18 protein-coding genes and 1 riboswitch are annotated in these 18,833 nt (G+C 60.7%); of the genes, 5 read left to right on the top strand and 13 right to left on the bottom strand.

The genetic code is table 11. The annotated features are described in order from the left end of the window. Positions 1-59: 59 nt before the first annotated feature. The 6 genes from BK667_RS27415 to cobO are packed head-to-tail and all read right to left on the bottom strand — an operon-like array spanning position 60 to position 6,053. Complete coding sequence (locus BK667_RS27415) at positions 60-1,511, bottom strand: cobyric acid synthase (protein ID WP_123599450.1); 1,452 nt, start codon at positions 1,509-1,511, stop codon at positions 60-62. Beyond that, positions 1,508-2,500, bottom strand: a complete 993-nt coding sequence (gene cobD, locus BK667_RS27420) for a threonine-phosphate decarboxylase CobD (RefSeq protein WP_123510605.1) — start codon at positions 2,498-2,500, stop codon at positions 1,508-1,510. The genes BK667_RS27415 and cobD overlap by 4 nt, the downstream gene beginning before the upstream one ends. Further along, positions 2,493-3,401, bottom strand: a complete 909-nt coding sequence (gene cbiB / locus BK667_RS27425; protein ID WP_123599451.1) for an adenosylcobinamide-phosphate synthase CbiB — start codon at positions 3,399-3,401, stop codon at positions 2,493-2,495. The genes cobD and cbiB overlap by 8 nt, the downstream gene beginning before the upstream one ends. Further along, positions 3,398-4,048 carry a 5,6-dimethylbenzimidazole synthase gene (bluB, locus tag BK667_RS27430; RefSeq protein WP_123599452.1) on the bottom strand — a complete coding sequence of 217 codons (651 nt, stop codon included), beginning with the start codon at positions 4,046-4,048 and terminating at the stop codon, positions 3,398-3,400. Before bluB ends, cbiB begins: the two co-directional genes overlap by 4 nt. After that, positions 4,045-5,445: a cobyrinic acid a,c-diamide synthase CobB gene (locus tag BK667_RS27435; protein WP_123599453.1), complete on the bottom strand. Its 1,401-nt coding sequence runs from the start codon at positions 5,443-5,445 to the stop codon at positions 4,045-4,047. The genes bluB and BK667_RS27435 overlap by 4 nt, the downstream gene beginning before the upstream one ends. Then, positions 5,442-6,053 (bottom strand): cob(I)yrinic acid a,c-diamide adenosyltransferase, encoded by a 612-nt coding sequence (cobO, locus tag BK667_RS27440; RefSeq protein WP_054049504.1) that lies wholly within the window; start codon positions 6,051-6,053, stop codon positions 5,442-5,444. The genes BK667_RS27435 and cobO overlap by 4 nt, the downstream gene beginning before the upstream one ends. Positions 6,054-6,134: 81 nt before the next feature. Then, positions 6,135-6,367, bottom strand: a riboswitch (cobalamin riboswitch). A 154-nt stretch (positions 6,368-6,521) separates the two neighbouring features. Between cobO and BK667_RS27445 the strand changes: the two genes are divergently transcribed. Together BK667_RS27445 and BK667_RS27450 are read left to right on the top strand one after the other, a co-directional pair. After that, positions 6,522-7,106, top strand: a complete 585-nt coding sequence (locus tag BK667_RS27445) for a hypothetical protein (protein WP_123599454.1) — start codon at positions 6,522-6,524, stop codon at positions 7,104-7,106. Between the two features lie 66 nt (positions 7,107-7,172). Next, a complete protein-coding gene (locus tag BK667_RS27450; RefSeq protein WP_123599455.1) occupies positions 7,173-8,486 on the top strand; it encodes a PQQ-dependent sugar dehydrogenase in 1,314 nt (437 codons plus the stop codon). A gap of 115 nt (positions 8,487-8,601) precedes the next feature. Here the strand turns inward: BK667_RS27450 and BK667_RS27455 are convergent, their stop codons facing one another. From BK667_RS27455 to BK667_RS27480, 6 genes are all read right to left on the bottom strand, one after another. Next, positions 8,602-9,249, bottom strand: a complete 648-nt coding sequence (locus BK667_RS27455) for an O-methyltransferase (RefSeq protein WP_123599456.1) — start codon at positions 9,247-9,249, stop codon at positions 8,602-8,604. A gap of 22 nt (positions 9,250-9,271) precedes the next feature. Further along, positions 9,272-9,808, bottom strand: coding sequence for a C40 family peptidase (locus BK667_RS27460; RefSeq protein WP_123510591.1), 537 nt, complete (start codon positions 9,806-9,808; stop codon positions 9,272-9,274). A gap of 164 nt (positions 9,809-9,972) precedes the next feature. Then, positions 9,973-10,611 (bottom strand): C40 family peptidase, encoded by a 639-nt coding sequence (locus tag BK667_RS27465; RefSeq protein WP_123510588.1) that lies wholly within the window; start codon positions 10,609-10,611, stop codon positions 9,973-9,975. Between the two features lie 226 nt (positions 10,612-10,837). Next, a complete protein-coding gene (hda, locus tag BK667_RS27470) occupies positions 10,838-11,542 on the bottom strand; it encodes a DnaA regulatory inactivator Hda (RefSeq protein WP_054049492.1) in 705 nt (234 codons plus the stop codon). 230 nt (positions 11,543-11,772) lie between these two features. Beyond that, positions 11,773-12,846: an AI-2E family transporter gene (locus tag BK667_RS27475; RefSeq protein WP_123510586.1), complete on the bottom strand. Its 1,074-nt coding sequence runs from the start codon at positions 12,844-12,846 to the stop codon at positions 11,773-11,775. A 38-nt stretch (positions 12,847-12,884) separates the two neighbouring features. Next, the gene (locus tag BK667_RS27480) at positions 12,885-13,943 is read right to left on the bottom strand and encodes a DUF2066 domain-containing protein (protein ID WP_123510584.1); all 1,059 of its coding nucleotides are present in this window, start codon (positions 13,941-13,943) and stop codon (positions 12,885-12,887) included. A 383-nt stretch (positions 13,944-14,326) separates the two neighbouring features. On the opposite strand from BK667_RS27480, the gene purM reads away from it, so the two are divergent. The 3 genes from purM to BK667_RS27495 are packed head-to-tail and all read left to right on the top strand — an operon-like array spanning position 14,327 to position 16,757. After that, positions 14,327-15,385 carry a phosphoribosylformylglycinamidine cyclo-ligase gene (gene purM, locus BK667_RS27485; protein WP_008148639.1) on the top strand — a complete coding sequence of 353 codons (1,059 nt, stop codon included), beginning with the start codon at positions 14,327-14,329 and terminating at the stop codon, positions 15,383-15,385. Then, the gene (gene purN / locus BK667_RS27490) at positions 15,385-16,035 is read left to right on the top strand and encodes a phosphoribosylglycinamide formyltransferase (protein ID WP_123510582.1); all 651 of its coding nucleotides are present in this window, start codon (positions 15,385-15,387) and stop codon (positions 16,033-16,035) included. The genes purM and purN overlap by 1 nt, the downstream gene beginning before the upstream one ends. Before the next feature lie 8 nt (positions 16,036-16,043). Beyond that, positions 16,044-16,757: a DUF3108 domain-containing protein gene (locus BK667_RS27495; protein WP_123510580.1), complete on the top strand. Its 714-nt coding sequence runs from the start codon at positions 16,044-16,046 to the stop codon at positions 16,755-16,757. Positions 16,758-17,048: 291 nt separating this feature from the next. On the opposite strand, the gene BK667_RS27500 is transcribed toward BK667_RS27495, so the two are convergent. Beyond that, positions 17,049-18,674 carry a methyl-accepting chemotaxis protein gene (locus BK667_RS27500; protein WP_123599457.1) on the bottom strand — a complete coding sequence of 542 codons (1,626 nt, stop codon included), beginning with the start codon at positions 18,672-18,674 and terminating at the stop codon, positions 17,049-17,051. Between the last annotated feature and the right edge of the window lie 159 nt (positions 18,675-18,833).

Consider the following 18,833-nt stretch of genomic DNA (forward strand, 5'->3'; position numbering starts at 1 on the left):
AGGTGATCGCATTCCAATGTGGGAGCGAGCCTGCTCGCGAAAGGGCCATCAAACTCACCTCAAAACCCGCAGAGCTCACGCAACAGCGCGGTATCCAAATGGGTCTCCACCAAATCCGCCAACCGCTCGATATCCCGCTCGCGCAAGGCGTGATAATCCACGTCCTGCACGTTCTGCAATCCGGCCCACCGCAGCAAAGCACCGCTCGCCGCCGGTGACTCGAACAGCCCATGCAAATACGTACCAAAAATCTGCCCATCGACACTTTGCGCGCCATCGCAGCGACCATCGTCCAGCTGCACGGCGGCGTTTTCCAACGCCGGCCCCGTGGTCACGCCCGCATGGATTTCATAGCCACTGACCTCGGCATTCTCCAACGCCAGCCGCCCACGCACATTGCGCAACTGCTTCTCTTCTTCGAGCAGGGTTTCAAACGCCAGCAATCCCAAACCGGCACTGGAACCCGGCGCGCCCTCAAGGCCCAACGGATCGTGGACCTGTTCGCCGAGCATTTGCAGACCACCGCAAATCCCCAACACTTTGCCGCCGTAGCGCAGGTGCCGGGAGATTGCCGTGTCCCAACCGTTGGCCCGTAGATAGGCGAGGTCGCTGCGTACACTTTTCGAGCCGGGAAGAATGATCAGGTCAGCCGCCGGAATCGCCTGGCCAGGGCCGATGAATTGCAGGTCCACTTGCGGATGCAGGCGCAACGGGTCGAAATCGGTGTGGTTGCTGATGCGCGGCAACACTGGCACCACCACTTTGAGCACTTGATCGGCCTTGTCAGTCTGGCGCTGATCGATGCCGTCCTCGGCTTCCAGGTGCAGGTCCATCACATACGGCAGGACGCCGATCACCGGTTTGCCGGTGCGTTCTTCGAGCCAGTCGAGGCCCGGTTGCAGCAAGGCGATGTCACCGCGAAAACGGTTGATGATGAAGCCTTTAACCCGCGCCTGCTCGCTGGGTGACAGCAGCTCCAGCGTACCCACCAGATGCGCGAAAACCCCGCCGCGATTGATGTCGGCGATCAGCACCACCGGGCAATCCACGGCTTCGGCAAATCCCATATTGGCGATGTCGCCGGCACGCAGATTGATCTCCGCTGGCGAACCCGCGCCTTCGACCATCACCACCGGATACGCCGCGCTCAGCCGTTCGTGGGAGGCCAGCACCGCTTGCATGGCGATGGTTTTGTAGTCGTGATAGGCCACGGCGTTCATGGTGGTGACGGCGCGACCGTGAATGATCACTTGAGCGCCGGTGTCGCTGTTGGGCTTGAGCAGCACCGGGTTCATGTCAGTGTGCGGTTCAAGGTTGGCCGCCTGGGCCTGCACCGCTTGGGCGCGGCCGATCTCGCCACCGTCGGCGGTCACGGCGCTGTTCAACGCCATGTTCTGCGGCTTGAATGGCACGACGCGCACGCCATGGCGCGTAACCCAGCGACACAACGCCGTCACCAACGTGCTTTTACCGGCGTCGGACGTGGTGCCCTGCACCATCAACGTAGTCATTGGTTTTCCTTGGCAAAGGCTTGCAGGGCTTGTTCGAGACGGGCTTCTTCGGCGGCGTCGGCGGGCAAGCCGAAACGCAGGCTGCTGTTGTGGATAAACAACCGCAGCAGGATGCCGCGCCGGGCCATGAACTCATGCAATTCTTCGGCGCGCTCGGTAATCAGCCATTGAAACAAGGCACAACCGCCCTGGGGTTTGAGGTCGTAGCGTTCCAGCAGCGCGGCCAGGCGCTGACTCGCTTCGTCACTGCGCAGCCGTTGCCGGGCATGGCCTTCGGTATCCTGCAAACACGCCTGGCCCAGCACGCGAGTTGGACCGCTCACAGCCCACGGCCCGACCTGCTCGGCCAGCAATTTAAGCAACTTGCGCTCGGCCAGGACGAAGCCGAGCCGCACCCCGGCCAGACCGAAAAACTTGCCGAAGGAACGCAACACGATCAACCCGACCTGATTGGCAAACGGCGCCACGCTCAGTTGCGGCGTGTTGTCCATGAACGCTTCGTCCACCACCAGCCAGCCACCGCGCTGGGCCAGCCGCGAATGCCAGTCGAGCAGGCGGCTCGGGCTCAGGCTCAGGCCCGTGGGGTTGTTCGGATTGACCACCACCAGCACGTCGAGACTGTCGAGAAAGAAGTCGACTTCCTGTTCCAGCACTTCGCGCACGATGTAGCCGTTGCGTCGCCACGCTTCAGCGTGTTCGGCATAACACGGCGACAGCACGCCGACCTTGCCGGCCCGACGCAAACGCGGCAGCAACTGGATCGCCATTTGCGAACCGGCCACCGGCAGCACTTGGGCCGCGTCGTAATAATCGCAAGCGGCTTGCTCCAGACCATCATCGGTTTCCGGCAAGCGTGCCCAGGCCCGCAACGGAATGTCCGGGATCGGAAACGGCCAGGGCGCCAGGCCGCTGGAGAGGTCGAGCCAATCAGCTTCGGCGATGCCATATTGGAGCGCCGCCTTACGCAACCGGCCACCGTGCTCAAGCATAGAATTCAGCTCCCACGCAGAGAATCAGCAGCCATAACCATACGCCGCGCTGGACCAATTGCCAGCCACGGTCGATGGAGTCCGCATCCGCCGCCGGGCCTTCGCCGAGTTGCGGACGCTGATGCAATTCACCGTGATAAATCGCCGCCCCGCCCAACTCGACCCCCAACGCACCGGCACCCGCCGCCATCACCGGCCCGGCGTTCGGGCTGTCCCAGGTCGGGCCTTGGGTGCGCCAGCATTTCAACGCGAGTCGGGTTTTGCCCAGCAGTGCGTAGGTCAACGCCACCAGGCGTGCAGGAATGTAGTTGAGGACGTCGTCGATTTTTGCCGCTGCCCAGCCGAACCGTTCGAAGCGTTCGTTGCGATAGCCCCACATGGCATCGAGGGTGTTGCTCAGTCGATAGAGCACCACGCCCGGCGCACCGGCCACGGCAAACCAGAACAACGCGGCGAACACTGCGTCGCTGCCGTTTTCCAGCACCGATTCGGTGGCGGCGCGGGCGACTTCGGTTTTATCCAGTTCGCTGGTCTGGCGGCTGACCAGATAACCCACGCGTTTGCGTGCTTCGTTCAGGTCGTCACTGCGCAGGGCCTTGGCCACCGGCTCGACGTGTTCGCCGAGGCTGCGCATGCCGAGGGCGCAATACAGCGCCAGGATCTCGACCAGCCAACCGACATAAGGCGCCCAGGAAAACGCGGTGGCCAGCAAGGTCAGCGGCAATACCGCGATCACCCAAGCGGTGACGCCATGACTGCGCCAGCCGCGACCACCGGAGTTGAAACGTTGCTCGATGCGGTCGGCAAAACGGCCGAACGCCACCAGCGGATGCCAGCGTTTGGGCTCACCCAGCAGCGCATCCAGCGCAACCGCGGCGACACTCAACAACGCCACACTCATTGACTCACTCCCCAATAATTTTCGTACAACAATTCACTGAGCGGACGCGCCTGCGCCCAGCCTTCGAGTACCAGCATCGGCGCCGGATAGAATTCCTTGACCGGTCCCAGGCACAGCACGGCCAACGGTTTGGCGCCGGCGGGCAAACTCAGCAGGTCCGCCAGGGCTTGCGGCTCGAACAACGAGACCCAGCCCATGCCCAACCCTTCGGCGCGGGCCGCCAGCCACAGGTTCTGGATCGCGCAGGACAGCGAGGCCATGTCCATTTCCGGCAAGGTGCGGCGGCCGAAGATGTGGCGCTCGCGGTCGTCCATCAATGCCGCGACCAGCACTTCGGCGCAGTCGTTGATGCCTTCGACCTTAAGCTTCATGAACTCGTCTGTGCGCTCGCCCAGGGCTTCGGCGGTGCGGATACGTTCTTCTTCCACCAGTTGCTGGATCTGGCCGCGCAAGGTTTTATCGCTGATGCGGATAAAGCGCCAAGGCTGCATCAGGCCGACGCTGGGGGCCTGGTGCGCGGCTTCGAGCAGGCGTCGCAGCAGTTCGGGCGCGACGGTGCCGCCGCTGAAGTGGCGCATGTCGCGGCGTTCGGCGATGGCTCGGTAGACTGCCGCGCGCTCAGCTTCAGAGAAAGCGTTGTCGGTCATGGCCTCTTCGCGAGCAAGCTCGCTCCCACAGTGGACTGCGTTTCTTGAGGCATCACACCTTCTAATGTGGGAGCGAGCCTGCTCGCGAAGGCGGTTTCAAGATCAGGCGCAAACAGCGCGGCAATCGCCGATGGATTGGACGGAAAATAAAAGTGCACATAAGAAGCCGTCATCCGCCCCTCACGATAAACCGCCTCCGCCCCGCGCCCGCCGTTAGGGCTCAGGCCTCGGGCAATCGGCTCAAGTTCTGTACTGGTCAAAGAATGGTGATACGTGTGCCCACGCAACAAGCCTTCCGGCATGTCCACCGCTTGCAACGCCAACGCCGCGAGACGCTTTTGCATCACCGCATCACCGGCCAGCAACCCAACCAGTTCAGCGCGAGTGCCTTCGACATCGGTCAATGAGTCGAGCAGATAAAGCATGCCGCCACATTCGGCCAGCAACGGTTTGCCTGCTTTATGGTGCGCGCGGATGGCGCTCAGCATCGAGGTGTTCTGCGACAACGCTACGTGATGCAGTTCGGGATAACCGCCCGGCAGATAAAGACTATCGGCCTCGGGTAATTGGCTGTCGCGGATCGGCGAGAAAAACGCCAACTCGGCGCCCATGGCCCGTAGCAAATCGAGGCTGGCGCCGTAGGTGAAGGCGAACGCTTCGTCTCGGGCCACGGCGATGCGCACGCCTTTGAGTAACGGTTCAGCCGTGATCACGTCCGGGGCGGCGAACTCGACAGCGGGTGGCAGCGCTACCTCGCAACTGCTGGCCAACGCATCGGCCGCTGCATCGAGGCGCAGGTCGAGGTCGTTCAACTCGCTGGCCTGGACCAAACCAAGGTGACGGCTCGGCAGTTCGATCCCGGTTTCCCGAGACAACGCGCCGTACCAGCGCAAGCCTTCGGTCAGGCTGCCTTCGAGCAATTGCGCGTGACGCAAGGTGCCGACGCGGTTGGCCAGGACGCCGGCAAATGGCAAGTCCGGCTGATACTTCGCCAGCCCCAGCGCCAGGGCCCCGAAGGTCTGCGCCATTGCCGTGCCGTCGATCACGCCGAGCACCGGCACACCGAAGTGACGCGCCAGGTCAGCGCTGGACGGCGTACCGTCAAACAAACCCATGACGCCTTCGATCAGAATCAAATCGGCTTCGCCCGCGGCTTCCCACAGTAGCCGACGACTTTCCTGCTCGCCGACCATCCACATGTCCAATTGATAGACCGGCGCACCGCTGGCGCGCTCGAGAATCATCGGGTCGAGGAAGTCCGGGCCGCATTTGAACACGCGCACCTTGCGCCCCTGATTGCGATGCAAACGGGCGAGCGCGGCGGTGACGGTGGTCTTGCCCTGACCGGAGGCCGGCGCGGCGATGAGTACCGCCGGGCAGTGACGGGGTTGACTCACAATTCGACGCCTTTTTGCGCTTTGATCCCGGCCTGGAACGCGTGTTTGATCACGTTCATTTCGGTGACGGTGTCGGCCAGTTCGATCATTTCCGGCTTGGCGCCGCGACCGGTGACGACGACGTGCTGCATCGGCGGACGAGCCTGCAAGTCGCTGAGCACTTGATCGAGATCGAGGTAGCCGTGTTTGAGGGCGATGTTCAGTTCATCCAGCACCACCAGACCGATCGACGGATCGCGCAGCAATTCGCGGGACACGGCCCATGCGGCTTCGGCGGCGGCGATGTCGCGTTGACGGTCCTGGGTTTCCCAAGTGAAGCCCTCGCCCATCACATGAAAGCGCACCTGCTCCGGGAAGCGGCGGAAGAACAGTTCTTCGCCGGTGCTGTTGCGGCCCTTGATGAACTGCACCACGCCGCACTGCATGCCGTGGCCCATGGAGCGGGCGAGCATGCCGAAGGCCGAGCTGCTTTTGCCTTTGCCGTTGCCCGTCAGCACCAGCAGCAGGCCGCATTCGTTCGGCGAGTTGGCGATGCGTTCGTCAATCACGGCTTTTTTGCGCAGCATACGCGCCAGGTGGCGTTCGTCACGATCGGGGGTATCAGTCATGGGGGAGCTCTCCGTTGAGGCTGGATAACGGCGGGCAGGCACAAGAATAGACGGCAAAAAGCCTGGCATCGCCCACCGTGATGCCGCTGGATGGATCAGGCCGGTCTCCGGGCTCATGAGCGGTTTGCACCGGACTGCGCGCCTTCCCATATCGATGTTCGACACAGTGGCTCAAGGCGCAGCCTTTCACTCATTTACCGTTGCGGGGGCAGCGCCGGGATCGTGATCTTCTTCGTTTGAAGAGAGGACTCACCGGCTTCCCTGTTTCACTCTGTCGACCGCAGTCACAGAGCACCTGAAACAAGCCGCGAAGGTTAGAGGGTTGGGGGTGGAGCGTCAATTAAAGCCGGGACGCCACCGGGCGAATAACTGCCGTCGATCAATTATCTGACGTCATTCTTGTGCCACACTCTGAGCAGTGATATCAAAGAGCCACAATCTCACAACACAATAACAAGGGTGAGCCACATGCAAGGCATGATCATCAGCAATCCGAAGCTGGAATTCCTGCGCCCGCTGCTGGAACGCTGGTTTGACTGTATCGACCGCTACAACGCCGTGCGCGGCGATAACGATGCACCGTACTGGTTTGACGAAAAAGCCAACCTCAACCTGCTATCGGCCGCGGCCTGGATGGCGGAAATGGTCACGCTGCAACAGACGCCGACCCGCAAACAGATCGAGGAAGGCGAACGCAATGCCCGCGCCGATCTGTTTATCGCCACCAGCGACGAACGCGCTTACCTTCAGGCCACCCAGCGCTGGCCGAAGGTCAACAGCTTGAACCTGACACAAGCCCTGGTCGATATCACTGGCGACGCCAAGCGAATCAGCTACGCCAGCGACCTGAAACTCGGCTGCCTGTTCGTCGCGCCGCAAAAAGCCCAGCAAAGTGCGACCCCGGAAGAACTCCAGGACATGGTCGACGACCTGCAAAAGGAACACACCTGCGCCGTGGCCTGGTATTTCCCCTACGCCTACCGAAAATTACGCAACGAAGCCGGCCAGTACCACCCGGGTATCGCGGTGCTGTTCAAAGAGGCCCGTGGTTGATGGGTTGAACCATCGCGGCTGTTTACTTCTCTAGATGAAATCAGTGCATTCATAGGGAAGATCAGCATGCGCAAGCCCCAGCTCGTTCTCGTTATCGCGCTCGCCGGAGGGCTTGTTGCCTGCGGCGAGCATTCCAGCCTGCAAGTCACGGACGGCACCGGCCCATCGCCAAAGTTGCCAGAACCAAACAAAACCCTGATCCCGACGGTGAACATCGCCCCGGCGATCGGCTGGCCGGCCGGCGCCAAACCCACCGCAGCAGCAGGCACGCAGGTCGCGGCATTTGCTGAAAACCTCGATCACCCGCGTTGGCTCTACGTACTGCCCAACGGTGATGTGCTGGTGGCGGAAACCAACGCGCCGCCCAAGCCTGATGACGGCACAGGCATTCGCGGTTGGGTTATGAAGAAAGTCATGGGGCGCGCCGGTGCCGGTGTGCCGAGCCCGAACCGCATCACGCTGTTGCGCGACAAGGACCACGACGGCGTGGCCGAAACCCGCACGGTGTTTCTGGAAAACCTCAACTCGCCGTTCGGCATGACCTTGGTCGGCAATGACCTGTACGTCGCCGACACCGATCGCTTGCTGCGTTTTCACTATGAAACCGGCGATACGGCGATCAAGTCTGAGCCGATGAAGGTGATTGATCTGCCGGGCGGCACGCTGAATCACCACTGGACCAAGAACGTCATCGCCAGCAAGGACGGCAGCAAGCTGTACGTGACGGTGGGCTCCAACAGCAACGTCGGCGAAAACGGCCTGGATAAGGAAGAAGGTCGCGCGGCGATCTGGGAAGTGGACCGCGCCACCGGCAATCACCGGATTTTCGCCTCGGGCCTGCGCAACCCCAACGGCATGGGCTGGGAACCGAGCAGCGGCGCGTTGTGGACGTCGGTCAACGAACGGGATGAGATCGGCAGCGATCTGGTGCCGGACTACATCACTTCGGTCAAGGACGGCGCGTTCTACGGCTGGCCGTTCAGTTATTACGGCCAGCACGTCGATGTACGCGTCGACCCGCAGAACCCGGACCTGGTGGCTAAAGCCATCGCCCCGGATTACGCCGTCGGCCCGCACACCGCTTCGCTGGGCTTCACCTTTGCCGAAGGCAGCAAACTGCCGACACCGTTTACCAACGGCGCCTTCGTCGGCCAGCACGGCTCGTGGAACCGCAAGCCGCACAGCGGCTATAAAGTGATTTTCGTGCCGTTCACGGCGGGCAAACCGACCGGACAACCGGTGGATGTACTGACCGGGTTCCTGGATAAGGACGAAAACGCCTTGGGCCGGCCGGTGGGTGTGGTGATTGATCAGCAAGGGGACTTGCTGGTGGCGGACGATGTGGGGAATAAGGTTTGGCGGGTTTCGGCGGTTAAATAATCTGCCAAGTACAAAACCTAATGTGGGAGCGAGCCTGCTCGCGAAAGCGATGTGACAGTCAACGATGATGGTGAATGTTATGACGCCTTCGCGAGCAGGCTCGCTCCCACATTAATCAGCGCTTGCGGCACAGGGTTAAGCCATCGCCTACCGGCAATAACGACAAATCCACCCGTTCATCATCCTTCAATGCTCGATTGAGCGTCTGAATCGCCCGGGTGTCTTCGCTCTCGGGATTACTCTCCAACACCCGCCCGCTCCACAGCGTGTTATCGAATATCGCCAAGCCACCGACCCGCAGCAACCTCAGGGCGTGTTCCAGATAATTCGGGTAATTGGCTTTGTCGGCATCGATAAAGATCAGGTCGAACGGCCCTGACAGTTGAGCAAGGGTTTGCAGCGCTGGCGCCAGGTGCAGTTCGATACGCCCGGCCAACCCCGCCTCTTCCCAGTAACGCCGCGCAATGGCGTTGTAGTCGCCGGGAATATCGCAACAGATCAACGAGCCGTCATCGGGCAACGCCGCAGCCATGCACAAGGCGCTGTAACCGGTGAAGGTGCCGACTTCCAGCAAACGCCGGGCGCCGGTGAGCTTGACCAACAAGGCGAGGAACTGCCCCTGCTCCGGCGCCACTTGCCAGCGCGCCATGGGCAGTGTCTGGGTTTCGTCGCGCAAACGCTTGAGCAGCGGCGTTTCCCTGAGGGAAACGTCGAGCAGGTACTGGTACAGGGAATCGTCGAGATTGAGCGTGCGATGGGTCATCACAACCTCTTGCGCTGAAAACCTACTGATTACGCGCCAGGTGCTCAGGTTGCAAGACGCGTTTGGCGCTCAGATAGGCTTTCTGCCAGTAGGCTTTGGACAGGCTGTCGAGCTTGACCGTGCCGCCGGTGGCCGGGGCGTGGACGAAGCGGCCTTCACCGACGTAGATGCCGGCATGGCTGACCTGGGAGCCGCCGTTGGTAGCGAAGAAGATCAGGTCACCGGTTTGCAGGCCTTCCTTGCCGACATTGGCCGCTTGCATGCTGATCATTTCCCGCGTGGTGCGCGGCAGGGAAATGCCGGCGACATCACGGTAGACGTAACCGATCAAGCCGCTGCAATCGAACCCGGAATCCGGCGTGTTACCGCCCCAGCGATACGGCGTGCCGACCAGGCCGAGGGCGCGGAACAGCACGTCTTCCGCTTCAGGGGAGAACGATTGAGACGTACTGAAAATAATCGGCGCTCGAACTACTGGCGCAGGCGGTGGTGTGCGGCTGGCGCAGGCGCTGAGCAGCGCTGCGAAAAGCATCAGGGTGAGGCGGGCCGACATCGTCATATGCAAAACACCTGATCTGGCTGCGGCTTTTTCTGCCGGAAGGACAGAAAAGAAAACCGCCTGCGTAGGACGCAGGCGGTTTGCCATCAATAATAGATCAGGATTCTAGCGCCTATGCGCCAAACTTCAAGTAAGACTTTAAGTTCGCCTTACATAAAGTGTGCTTACTTGCGAGCGGTGACGACAGTCGGGGCCATCGCGAGTGCGCGCTTGGCTTCGATGAAGGTCTTGCTCCAGTAGCTGTCGCCCAGGCTATCGACTCGTACGCCACCGCTTTTGCGGCTGCTGGAGTGGATGAACTGGTCATCACCGAGGTAGATCCCGGCGTGACTGACACGACCGCGACGACCATTGGTGGCGAAGAACAGCAAATCACCCGGCTTGAGGTTGTTGCGCGAGACCAGCGGGGCATCTACGTTGATCATTTCGCGAGTGGAGCGCGGCAGGTTCATGCCGGCCTCTTCACGAAACAGGTAACCGATGAAACCGCTGCAGTCGAAACCGGCTTCAGAGGTACCGCCGAAACGGTAACGGGTACCGATCAGGGACATGCCGCGTTCGAGGATGCTGTCAGCCAGAACCGGAAGCTGGTAAGACTTGCCGTCGGCGAAGCTTGCCAGTTCTTTTTCGGTAGCCGTCTCTTCTTGATAAAGAGCGTCCTGATAAAGGACGGAAGATTGGGCGGTAACAGAGTTTTTAACCTGCTGTTGTTGCTCTTGCTGGGACACTGGAGAGTGAGCAGCGCAACCGAACAACAGGGTGACGAGTGCGAGAGGCACGAGGGGTGCGAAGCGATTTAGCATGGGCACGACCGTGGCTGATAGTTGTAAAGAAGCCGAGACTATGCCCGCTATCAACCTCATTTGCAAATTCAATCGATCTTTATGTGACTTCTCGGTTTCTCGTTTACATCTAAGCGCTTAAACCCGTTTTGAAAGTTTGCGCAGCCTGCAGCCCTGCAGGAAAGCGGATTTTCTGGCGCCTGGAATATGCCAAAGCGCGCTGAAGGCCTCGGCTTTACTGGTTTAGCTACCAGCCCAGGGTTTCTTTCAAGAAGGGGATTGTCAGCTTGCGCTGAGCTTGAAGGGAGGCCTGATCGAGCCGTTCAAGCAGCTCGAACAGCGCACTCATGCTGCGGGTACCGCGGGTCAAAATAAAATGCCCGACTTCATCGGTCAGGTGCAATCCGCGACGGGATGCGCGCAGTTGCAAGGCACGCAATTTATCTTCGTCGGACAAGGGGCGCATCTGGAAGATCAGCGCCAGGGTCAGGCGTGATTTGAGATCCGCCAGTTTCACCGGCAGTTCACGTGGCGAGGTCGAAGCAGCAATCAGCAGACGCCGACCGCTGTCACGCAGACGATTGAACAGATGAAACAGCGCCTCTTCCCAATCCGCTCGCCCGGCGACTGCCTGCAAGTCATCGAGACAGACCAGTTCGTATTGCTCAAGGTTATCGAGGATTTCGATACCGCGATCCAGCAACTCGGCCAACGGCAGGTACACCGCCGGTTCGCCCATCTGCTCGAATCGCAGGCAGGCGGCCTGCAACAAGTGCGTACGCCCTACCCCGTCCTTGCCCCAGAGGTAAATCAGGCTTTCGGTCCAGCCGGCGTCGGCTTCGCATAGCCGCTCGACATAGCCGAGTGCAGCGGCATTGGCGCCTGGGTAGTAATTGATAAAGGTAGCGTCATCACGCAGACGCACACCTAGGGGCAGCTGAATCGGTTTCATGCTGACTGAACAGTTCCAAAGGAACCGTTAGTGGCCTCTGTGTAAAGTTTGCGAAGTTTATACCCGTGAGGCAGCCCGCACAATGCAGCAGACCACAAGCAAAATCAAAGGTTTGCGTTAACGCACTGGTTTTATGACAGATTCTTTGGCGGCGCATGTGACAGCCACCGGAGGGAAGCGGGCCAGCCTGGCAAGGAACCAGGCTGCCCGTTACGCGGGATCAGACGACTTTACAGCTCGGGCTCATCGGTCCCGCTGTACACATCCGAATCTTTATACAAATCATGCAGATGGCGCACCAGCACCATGATCACCGCCGCCACCGGCAAGGCCAGCAGCACGCCGGTAAAGCCGAACAGCTCACCACCGGCCAGGATCGCGAAAATCACCGCCACCGGGTGCAGGCCGATCCGGTCCCCAACCAGCAATGGCGTCAGCACCATGCCTTCCAGCGCCTGCCCGACCATAAACACCGCGACAATGCCGAGCATCGGATACAGCTCGCCATGGAACTGGAACAGACCGGCAATCAACGCCGCACCGATCCCGATCACAAACCCCATGTACGGCACAATCGCTGCCAAGCCGGCAATCAGACCGATCAACAGCCCCAACTCCAACCCGACCAGCATCAGGCCCGCGGCATAGATCACGCCCAGCGCCAGCATCACCAGCAATTGCCCGCGCACAAATGCGCCGAGCACTTCATGGCATTCACCGGCCAGTGTCACCACGCGCTCTTCGCGATCGCGGGGCAACAGGCTGCGGATCTTGGCCATCATCAGGTCCCAGTCCCGCAGCAGGTAGAAACTCACCACCGGGATCAACACCAGATTGGCCAACCAGCCGATCAATGCCAGCCCGGAAGCCGTGGCCTGGCTCAGCACCACGCCGACAATATCGGTGGTCTGACCCATGTGCTCGCTGATCGCCGCCTTGAGCTTGTCGAACTTCCAGAAGTTATCCGAGAGGCCGAACTTCGACTGCGCCCACGGCAGTGCGGTGTGCTGCAACCAGTCGAGCATTTGCGGCGCCAGTTCGTACAGGCGGAACAACTGCTTGGCCAGCAACGGCACCAGCACCAACAGCAAGGTCGTGAAGATCAAGGTAAATAGCGCAAACACCGCCACCACGCCCCAGGTCCGCGACAGACCGGCCTTCTCCAGGCGATCCACCAAGGGATCGAACAGATAAGCCAACAGCAGCGCCACCAGAAATGGCGTCAGGATCGGATGCAACAGCCAGACAAACGCGCAGAGCAGGACCACCCCGCCCAACCAGAACCAACGCCGCGTATCGGCCATGTACAACTCCCTATGCATCTATATAAAGAAAGAAAACCTTACCAACGGAATCGCAACTGCGGCACAGGCGCCGGAGCGGGTGCTACAACCGGCGCCGAACCTTCGGCCGGCTGAACCGGTGCGGCTGGCGCCGGCGCTTCACCGGCCGGAACCTCCTGCAACTTCGCCAACGACAACTGCGAGCGCAATTGCTCGGCGCTGCCATTGACCCGGTAGACAATGCGGTCGCCATCGACACTGACCAAATGCGCGCCAAACGGATCGAGCAAACGCCCCAGCGCCGCATAGCGCTCCAGGTTCATGCCCTGCACTTCGAGCAATTGTTCGCTTGAGGCGCCCGCCTTGACGACAAACCGCGGCGCCAGACGCTCAGCGACTGCCAACATGACCGCATCGGCCACGGCGGCCTGATCCGCGCCCTGCACAGTGCCCGCCTCTTTCTGATCGCCGAGCCACAGATGCCACTTGGCCTGCCACTGGCCGCCCTCTTCGCGGGCATGCACCGCAAGCAAGGCGTCCGCGCTGTATCGTTCCGATGCGCCGCGCAATGGCGCCGCATCCGTGCCTTCGAGATTCGGCGCCGTAGCGACCAATTGCTCACTCAAATCCGCCAGCGGCAAGCGCAAAGGCAAACCACGGTGTTGTGCCGCCCGACGCAGCGGCGCAGCGCTGGCCTGACCATCGCCCACCAGACTCGAACCCTCGGCGGAGTCATTCAACCACCAGCCCAGAATTGACGGCCGGTTCGCGCCCCACAACGACAGCCCGGCACGCCGCAACGCCTGCTCGGTGGTGGCCGGGTCGAAATCGACCTTCAGCACTTCCGGCGGACCGGCGTCAAAGCCGTACTGACTGATGATTTGCTGCGGGTCCTTGCGAATCGCCGCCAACCCCGGACTTTGCGCAGCCTTCGGATCGCCGGTCAGGCGCAACACCAGGGTATCCAGCGCCTCCTGGGTCGCTTGATCGCGCACCTCGGCGCTCTGACTGCTGACAGGCTGACGGACCTGATACAGGCCTTTCACAGATTCGGCATGACTCGCCAGGCTGAACAGAGACAAACAACCCGCAGCTAAATATTTGGAGAAAAAACGCATGGAAGATTCCTGACGACAAGAGCGGCTGGAACTGGCCGCGTGAACGCATTGAGCAAGTCTGTGACCATCGCCCAAGGCAAAACATTCACCCGGCCCCGATAAGTTTTTGGCACTGTCATAACGATAGACGGTTAATAGCGATACCTTATACAGGCATGAGGGACGCCACCAACACGGGCAATAACGGTTTTTTTCAGCCGATATGCCCCTGCCGTCGGCGCGAGGATGGCCGCTGCCTCTCAAGCCTGATAAAATCGCGCGCCTTCGCAGACCGGCAACAGCCGGGCAGTGTCGGAATAGCGCGCAAGGCTTTCGCCTACGCTGTTTCGGCGGCCCTAATGGACTCGGTCGTTACCCCTGAATCCCCCCTAAAGGCCTGGATCATGAGCAAGCAACCCTCCCTGAGCTACAAGGACGCCGGTGTAGACATCGACGCCGGTGAAGCATTGGTCGAACGCATCAAGAGCGTCGCCAAGCGCACTGCGCGCCCGGAAGTCATGGGCGGCCTGGGCGGTTTTGGCGCCCTCTGCGAAATCCCGGCCGGCTACAAGCAGCCAGTGTTGGTTTCCGGTACTGACGGCGTTGGCACCAAGCTGCGTCTGGCGCTGAACCTGAACAAACACGACAGCATCGGCATCGACCTGGTCGCCATGTGCGTCAACGACCTGGTGGTGTGCGGCGCCGAGCCGCTGTTTTTCCTCGACTACTATGCCACCGGCAAACTCAACGTCGAAACCGCGACCCAGGTCGTGACCGGTATCGGCGCTGGCTGTGAATTGTCCGGCTGCTCCCTGGTCGGCGGCGAAACCGCTGAAATGCCTGGCATGTACGAAGGCGAAGACTACGACCTGGCCGGCTTCTGCGTTGGCGTCGTGGAAAAATCCGAAATCATCGACGGCTCCAAAGTCGCTGCCGGCGATGCCCTGCTCGCCCTGCCATCTTCCGGCCCGCACTCCAACGGCTACTCGCTGATCCGCAAGATCATCGAAGTGTCCGGTGCCGACATCGAAAACATCCAGCTCGACGGCAAACCGCTGACCGACCTGCTGATGGCCCCGACCCGTATCTACGTGAAGCCGCTGCTCAAGCTGATCAAAGAAACCGGCGCCGTCAAAGCCATGGCCCACATCACCGGTGGCGGCCTGCTGGACAACATCCCGCGCGTACTGCCAAAAGGCGCACAAGCGGTGGTTGACGTCGCAAGCTGGACCCGCCCTGCGGTGTTCGACTGGCTGCAAGAGAAAGGCAACGTCGACGAAAACGAAATGCACCGCGTACTGAACTGCGGCGTCGGCATGGTGATCTGCGTGGCTCAAGAGCACGTTGAAACCGCGCTGAACGTCCTGCGTGAAGCCGGCGAGCAACCTTGGGTCATTGGCCAGATCTCCACCGCTGCCGAAGGCGCGGCTCAGGTCGAACTGAAGAACCTTAAGGCGCACTAATGTCCGCCACCTGTGATGTCGTGGTGCTGCTCTCCGGCACCGGCAGTAACTTGCAGGCCTTGATCGACAGCACGCGGACCGGCGACAGCCCGGTCCGCATCGCTGCGGTGATTTCCAACCGCGCCGATGCCTTCGGCCTGCAACGCGCCAGGGACGCGGGTATCGAAACCCGCTCCCTGGATCACAAGGCTTTCGAAGGCCGCGAGGCCTTTGATGCCGCGCTGATCGAACTGATCGACGCCTTCAACCCCAAACTCGTGGTACTCGCCGGTTTCATGCGCATTCTCAGCGCTGGTTTCGTGCGCCACTACCAGGGTCGCCTGCTCAATATCCATCCCTCGCTGCTGCCCAAATACAAAGGGTTACACACTCATCAGCGCGCTTTGGAGGCCGGCGACACCGAACATGGCTGCTCTGTGCACTTCGTCACCGAGGAACTCGATGGCGGACCACTGGTCGTACAGGCAGTAATACCGGTAGAGTTGCACGATTCGCCGCAGAGTCTGGCGCAGCGGGTTCACGTTCAGGAACACCTGATCTACCCGATGGCTGTACGCTGGTTTGCCGAAGGTCGTTTATCACTCGGCGAACAAGGTGCTTTACTGGATGAAAAGTTACTCGCGGCCAGCGGCCACTTGATTCGAACCTAGGAGATTTTATGCGTCGCGCCTTGCTCTTCGCTTGCGCTCTGCTCGCCCTGCCCTTCGCGCAGGCCGCAGACCTTCAACCCTTCTCCGCCAGCTACACCGCCGACTGGAAGCAGCTGCCCATGAGCGGCACTGCTGAACGCAGCCTGGTCAAGGGCGCCAACGGCGTTTGGACACTCAGCTTCAAGGCGTCGATGATGATCGCCAGCCTGTCCGAACAAAGCACCCTGACTCTGGACAAGGACACACTGCTGCCCCAGTCCTACCACTTCGAACGTGGCGGCTTGGGCAAAGCCAAGAAAGCTGACCTGGACTTCGACTGGACCACCAAAATGGTCACCGGCACCGATCGTGGTGACCCGATCAAGATCCCGCTCAACCGCGGCATGGTCGACAAATCCACTTATCAGTTGGCCCTGCAACACGACGTGGCCGCTGGCAAGAAAAGCATGAGCTACCAGGTCGTCGATGATGGCGAAGTCGATACCTATGACTTCCGCGTGCTGGGCTCGGAAAAAGTCGACACCAAGGCTGGCCAGATCGATGCGATCAAGGTCGAGCGCGTGCGCGACCCGACACAAAGCAAGCGCATCACCGTGATGTGGTTCGCCAAGGACTGGGATTACCTGCTGGTCCGTCTGCAACAGGTTGAAACCGACGGCAAGGAGTACAACATCATGCTCCTGGACGGCACGGTCAACGGCAAGGCTGTCAAAGGCAGCTAATCCGGATCGACACAAGAAGCCCCGCAATAGCGGGGTTTTTTTTTGCTGATCGTTCCCACGCTCTGCGTGGTAATGCAGCCAGGGACGCTCCGCGTTCCAAAGCGTGACGCAGAGCGTCACAAGAGGCATTCCCACGCGGAGCGTGGGAACGATCATCGAATATTGAGCCAGGCGCAGAACCTGTGGGAGCGAGCCTGCTCGCGAAAGCGGTGTGCCAGCCAACATCAATGCTGAATGTGATGCCGCTTTCGCGAGCAGGCTCGCTCCCACAGGGGTGAGTGCTGCAATCAACTAGACCGAAAACCGCGCCACCATCGTGTTCAAATCCACCGCCAACCGCGACAACTCCTGACTCGCCGCACTGGTCTGATTTGCCCCCGCCGAGGTCTGCAATGCCAGATCACGGATGTTCATCAAATTGCGATCCACCTCCCGCGCCACCGCCGCCTGTTCCTCCGAGGCACTGGCAATGACGATGTTGCGTTCGTTGATCAACGTGAACGCCGAGGCAATCTCCTCCAGCGCTATGCCTGCCGCTTTCGCCACTTCCAGGGTTGAACGCGCCCGGCTATTGCTCTGCTGCATTGAGCTGACAGCCGAATCGGTGCCTTGCTGAATCCCACTGATCATCTGCTCGATTTCCTGGGTCGACTGCTGCGTGCGGTGGGCCAGCGCCCGCACCTCATCCGCGACGACAGCAAAACCGCGCCCGGCATCCCCGGCGCGCGCCGCTTCGATCGCCGCATTCAGGGCCAGCAGATTGGTTTGCTCGGCAATCGAACGAATCACATCCAACACCTTGCTAATGCCATAGACCTTCTGCGCCAAGTCCTCGACCTGAGAGACATTGGCGGTGACATCATCGGCCAGGGATTCGATGGACTGCACGGTTTGCTGCACCTGAGTGCGGCCATGCTGGGCAATCCGGTCAGATTCCCGGGACGCTTCGGAGGTGGCCACCGCGTTGCTCGCCACTTCCTCCACCGCCGCCGTCATCTGATTGACTGCCGTGGCGGCCTGTTCGATTTCCAGGCTCTGCTGATGCAGGCCTCGGGTAGCGTCTTCGGTGACGCAACTGAGTTCTTCCGAAGCCGAGGCCAATTGGCTGGATGAATCGGAGATGCGCCGGATAGTTTCCCGCAGGTTCTGCTGCATGCTCTTGAGCACATGCAGCAGCCGCGCCGGCTCATCCTTGCCGGTGATGCGGATGTCGCCGGTCAGATCACCGCCCGCCACCACCTCGGCGACCCGCAACGACTGGGACAATGGCAACACAATGCTGCGGGTCAGCAGCAAGGCCAGGGCGATGGTCATCAACGCCGCCAGCGCGACCATCACCCCAACCCAGACCCGCGAACTGCTGAACACCAGACGCGCCGCCTCGGTCGCCAGGCTGGCCTGGTGCTTGTTCAGCTCCACCAAGGATTTGAGGGTCACGGCAATGTCGTCGGCCAACGGACTCATTTCGCCATTGACGATGACCGCCGCCTCTTCTATCCGCCCCTGGGCAGACAGGTTCATCACCTGCCCCTGAAAATTCAGGTATTTCTGTTCCGAAGCCTTGAACCGATCAAACAGCGAACGCTCCTCGGGCAGCACGATCAACGCGTTGTAGCGCTGTTGCGCATCACCGAGAACACCTTTGAGCTCATTGAGTTTCCCGACATTCTGCGCCAGCGCCTGGGGATCGCGGTTGATCAGCAGGCGCATGGTCAAGGCACGCAGGCGCAGCATGTCCTGGCTCATGTCGCCGACCGACATCACGCTGGGCAACCAGTTGTTATCGACCTGATCGGACTGGGCGCGCATGGCCGACATTTGCGCCAGGGCAAACGCTCCCAAACCGAACACCATCAACGCCAACAGGCCAAAACCCAGGCTCGCGCGCGGGGCAATATTGAGACTACGGATGCTCATTGCTTTGGTTCCTTCCAAAAAATCACTGCATATCCCTGCAGCGGGTTGCTTTAGACGGTATCGGCCCCGGGAAAATTTGCGTAAGACCAAAACGTGATATCAAAACGCCTTACTACTTCGATCCTTGGGCGGGAACGATTCAGCGGAGAAAGGCAAAGG

The sequence above is a fragment of the Pseudomonas frederiksbergensis genome (assembly GCF_003732705.1).
GTDB classification, from domain to species: domain Bacteria; phylum Pseudomonadota; class Gammaproteobacteria; order Pseudomonadales; family Pseudomonadaceae; genus Aquipseudomonas; species Aquipseudomonas frederiksbergensis_F.